Source organism: Blautia sp. ZXY-1-C6, assembly GCF_056339875.1.
Genome location: NZ_JBWJVQ010000133.1, coordinates 1 through 4,809 on the forward strand (window position 1 = coordinate 1; position 4,809 = coordinate 4,809).

General features: G+C 31.9%; 7 protein-coding genes. All 7 read left to right on the forward strand.

All coding sequences use genetic code 11. The features are described 5' to 3' along the window. Positions 1-665: radical SAM protein (locus tag AC075J_RS05235; RefSeq protein WP_476390105.1), on the forward strand; the 665-nt coding region annotated here is incomplete at its 5' end. A gap of 2 nt (positions 666-667) precedes the next feature. Continuing rightward, entirely contained in the window at positions 668-985 is a 318-nt protein-coding gene (locus AC075J_RS05240) for a hypothetical protein (protein WP_476390106.1), read from the forward strand. Between the two features lie 362 nt (positions 986-1,347). Beyond that, positions 1,348-1,548 (forward strand): Apre_1838 family putative sactipeptide bacteriocin, encoded by a 201-nt coding sequence (locus AC075J_RS05245; protein ID WP_081019422.1) that lies wholly within the window; start codon positions 1,348-1,350, stop codon positions 1,546-1,548. Positions 1,549-1,612: 64 nt separating this feature from the next. Continuing rightward, positions 1,613-2,854, forward strand: a complete 1,242-nt coding sequence (locus AC075J_RS05250) for an ABC transporter transmembrane domain-containing protein (RefSeq protein ID WP_476390107.1) — start codon at positions 1,613-1,615, stop codon at positions 2,852-2,854. Then, positions 2,779-3,387 carry an ATP-binding cassette domain-containing protein gene (locus tag AC075J_RS05255; RefSeq protein WP_476390109.1) on the forward strand — a complete coding sequence of 203 codons (609 nt, stop codon included), beginning with the start codon at positions 2,779-2,781 and terminating at the stop codon, positions 3,385-3,387. Before AC075J_RS05250 ends, AC075J_RS05255 begins: the two co-directional genes overlap by 76 nt. A gap of 493 nt (positions 3,388-3,880) precedes the next feature. Further along, the gene (locus tag AC075J_RS05260) at positions 3,881-4,210 is read left to right on the forward strand and encodes a winged helix-turn-helix domain-containing protein (RefSeq protein ID WP_055056048.1); all 330 of its coding nucleotides are present in this window, start codon (positions 3,881-3,883) and stop codon (positions 4,208-4,210) included. A 187-nt stretch (positions 4,211-4,397) separates the two neighbouring features. Further along, positions 4,398-4,809, forward strand: a 412-nt coding sequence (locus AC075J_RS05265; RefSeq protein ID WP_476390108.1) for a hypothetical protein, incomplete at its 3' end; no start/stop codon positions are given.

Here is a 4,809-nt window from a genome sequence, read left to right on the forward strand (position 1 = left end):
ATATTTTACAAGCTCCACCATTAAAAACGCTGACAGGTGATGCAGTAACAGAGTTAGATGATATTCTTGAAAATAAGGTTGAGAATGTTACTCTTGAAGTTACTGAAAAATGTAATTTACGTTGCAAATATTGTATTTATCATCCTTCTCATCCAGAATACAGGGCGTTCGGACATGAAAACATGAAATGGGATGTTGCAAAAAAAGCTATTGATTTTTTAAAAGAGCATTCCCAAAATGCAGAAAATAGGCACATTGGATTTTATGGTGGAGAACCTTTACTAAATTTTGAACTTATTGAAAGAGCAGTTGAATATGCTAAAAAATTATTTGGCGAGGATATGTCCTTTGCAATCACTACAAATGCAACATTGGTAAATGATAAGATCGCAGAGTATTTTGCCAAAAATAATTTCAATATTATTATTAGCTTGGATGGTCCTCAGGAAATGCACGATGCAAATCGGCTTATGGTTAATGGGACAGGTAGCTTTGAAAAAACAGTTATGGGAGCAAAAAAACTATTTGAAGCATTCCATAAGGAAGGAAAGAGTTCTAAGATTGGATTTAATATGGTTGTATCGGGACCAGGTTATCTTGAACAGTATACAACAAAATTCAGGAGTTTATCGAAAAAAGTGAATGGATTCCCAAAGACGTTATGATTTTGACTGCAACGGTAGATCATGGACCGTCAGAGAGTGATTACTTTTTACCGCAAGGAAAAGAAGATAGATGGTTTATGGAAGAGTTTTATGAACCTTTAATGAAATGGGAAGAAGTGATACGTAAATCAAATCCAGATAATACAGAAAAAACTTTGTTTACGGATGGTTATATGGATAAGGGAATGATGATTATACACAAACGCTTGTTGACAGAAACACCTATTCAACAGTATGGAATGAATGGATGCTGCGTGCCGGGACAAAGAAGGATTTATGTCACTACAAAAGGTGAATTTTTACATTGTGAGAAAAAGTAGGAAATATACCTTGTTTAGGCAATGTGAATGAGGGATTTGATAAAGAAAAAATTAAGAAACTTTATGTTGAAGACTTTATAGAAGAAGCAAAAGAGTATTGTAAAGAATGTTGGGCAGTTAATTTATGTACATTATGTTATGTTAATTGCTACGATGCTAATGGATTACATCTTTCATATCGACATAATTCATGTCGAAACGAAAGAAAGTATTTGGAAGACAATTTAAGACGATATCATGCATTAATGGAGGCAAATCCAAGCGAATTGGAACAATATAATGAAATGGAAATTCATTAACAAAGGTAAATACGTTTATATTTACATAGATGTATTTAAATTACAAAGAAAGGAGGAATCGTTATGAAGTTTGTAAATCCAATTGGAAGAACACCTGGATCAGGAGTGCAGCCGAGAGCATGCATGTGTACTGATGGATATGCAGGTTACAGAGGCAATGATGATGGTTGTGTTCATTGTGGCTGTGGCTGTGGTGGCGAAGGAGAGTATCGTACAGGTAACAGAGTAAATGCTGTTGCTACATTCCGTTCTAGTACTCTCTAAGAGGTAGTAAAAACGAAGGCGTAGTACTATATGTGCTACGCCTTCACTATATAGGAGAAAAATCATGCTAAAAAAAATAAAAAGGAATATTTTTTTGATTTATTATACGATAAGATTAATTTGTAAAATATGTAAAGCAAAATTTATTCTGGCATTTATTTTGTCTATAATAAATGGAATTCTTCCTGTTTCGTCCTTATTGGTAATGCAACAGTTGTTAAATGAAATACAAAACAAGACACAATCATATCAATATGTGGTGTATCTTTTGATTTTATATTTCGGGCTAATTATCTCGGAATCGCTTTTACAGAATTTAGCAAGCTATAATTTAAACAATTTAAACAATCATTTAGTTTATGGAATAAATTACATTCTTATGAAAAAATGTGGGGATTTATCATTGGAAATGTTAGAGAGAACAGAAACATATGATATGATAAATCGTTTAGAACAAGAAATTGGAAATAAACCATATCAGACCATGCAAGGGGTATTAGGCTTAGCATCTAATTTAGTTTCGTTATTTTCAGCCGCAATGATACTACTTTCATGGAATCCAATTCTTGTGATTATAATGATTGCTGTGTCAATATTAATGTTTATAGGACAAATTTATGTTGGTAATAAAGAATTTCTAATGAGATATGAGCGCAGTGGAAAAGAAAGAAAAGCGTGGTATTATACATATTTACTTACACATGATACAGCATTTAAAGAGGTAAAAGCATATGGATTAAAAAAATATTTGCTGGATAAATATTGTAGCTTAGTCAAAACTTTCATAAAACAAGCCAATGAAATTGAAAAAACCAGAGCTGTTTTAAATATGATTATTTCGTTTATACAAGATATAGTTTGTATAATTATAATGATTATTGCAATATATTTGGCTTACGTAGGGAAAAAAATGATAGGAACCACTATGTCATATTTAAATGCTGTGTCCATGATGCAAAATGCTACAAATAGCATTGCCTCTAATGTTTATTCTATTTATAACGCAAATTTATATATACAATTACTAAAAGATTTTTTAGAAATAAAAGAAGGGGAGAATGCGTTAGGTGGTACAAAAGTAGATAATATAAAGACAATTGAACTAAGAAACGTATCTTTCGATTATCCTCAATGTAAAATGGCACTATCTACCATTAATTTAAAAATTAAATCAAACGAACAGATTGCAATTGTAGGAAAAAATGGATTGGGAAAAGCACTTTATTTAAAATTTTATGTGGGTTATATAAACCTACTAGTGGGAAGCTATTTGTTAATAATCTTGATTTGGAGAATATTGATGTAAAGAGTTACAGGAATTGTATATCTGTTCTTTTTCAAGATTTTTTAAAGTATGAAGGTACATTGGAAGAGAACGTTTATATAGGAGATATTAGTACAGAAGTCGATGAAAATAAAATTAAAAATTCATTGTGCAAAGCAAACGTTGATTTTTTAAAAACCGAAAGAGGATACGAACTAAAAAGAGGATTAGGAAATTGGTTTGATGAAGGAGGTCAATTATCAGGTGGTCAATGGCAGAAAATAGCGTTAGCAAGAACCTATTATAAAAATGCAGATTTATATTTGTTGGATGAGCCTAGTTCCGCATTAGATGTAACAGCAGAAACCAAAATTTCCAAGAGTTTTTTTGAGGTGAGTAAAAATAAGATAGCAATATATATAACCCATAGAGTAAAAATTGCACAGGATGCTAATAAAATAATTGTATTAGATGGGGGTAAAATAGTAGGTATAGGAACACATGCAGAGTTATTGAAAAATTGTAGTGTATATCAAGATTTATATAATCAAGAGAACCTAAAAAATAAAGGGTAATGCATGATGCCTACTCTCCTTTTGGAAATAGAGAGAAATGCTGCTGTTCTAACATTTCCCAACAATTATTTATAGGATGAATATTCGGTGGATATGCACAACTTTAAAATTAGGCGCTTGCATAAAACGGAACATATCTAATCTGAAAAGTAAGAAGCATATTCATATTATTGTGAACTTCTGTGAAAATTAACGCTCGATTGAAACAACTGAGTGTTTTCAATGTTTCCATCGGATTTAAAGTAAAATTCTGAGAGTTAATTAACTCTACGAGGAATTTATAAAATTCACTGTAAACGGCTGAAATAAACTATTTTTAGAAAATGAGAGTTAATTTTTCAGGAAGTTCACAATTATAGAAAAGATGGCAGAGATAGAAATTATGTAAAAAGTAAAAATAACTAAAAAAGTGCCGGATGTTGGATATTTCGTTCGGTATTTCTTTCTGGAATGGGAACAGTTAGAAATTTATAAATCAAGAGGAGGCATACAGATGAAGTATGTTTTTCCAGAATATAAAGAGAATGTAGTTTTGGGCGATGGAAAACTGCAGTTAAATCCAATGTCCTATCAGGTTATTTACGAAGGAAAGGAAATAGATTTAACGCCCAGGGAATTTGAAGTTCTGTATCTTTTAGCCCAAAGGCCAAATTGGGTTATTCCAAAGAAGAATATCTATTGTTCGGTCTGGGAGAGTAATTATTATGATGATCAGATTCCGTACAAAACAGTGGAACACGTAGTATGGAAGATACGAAAAAAGATGGGGCATGATATTATAGAAACATTGATCAATGTAGGGTATAGACTAAAAAAGATGTAAAGGCAGGATAGTGTGAGTAAAAGTTTTTATATTCTGATTGAATTTTTGGGAGATACGCCATATAATATTGGCAACTATAAGAAAGCGCGTACATACGTCATTTGACTAAATATCACGTTGTAACTAGAAATTGAGATAAACTCTTACAGAGCTTTTGTGGACTATCCAAAGAAAAAGGAGGCTGACTATGAACGTATATGAAGAAATAGATCAGGAAACAATGATGTTGCTTTTAGATTCCTTGTGTAAACGGACAGTGGAGGGAAAACAGATATGGGAAAATATGGAGTATAATCCTATTTCCTTTTTACAGAAAGATATTTATGAAAAAGAAGGTACCTGTATATCACAAATGTTTGAAGCAACGACAGTGTTCAATAACATTGAATATAAATTAGAGCTTTCAGAGTCAATCGAACTTCCGTCTGGCAAGGGAGATATTTTTGGAACAATTTCTTATGAAACAGAAGACGGAAAAGAGAATACGTATGATTTCTCTTTGTCTTTTGATGTAGAGAAATATGATGATGCGAATGCGGAAGAATTGCAGGGGATTTTTGGGAGCTCAATCATTGTACAGTTTACAGATGCAATAGTGG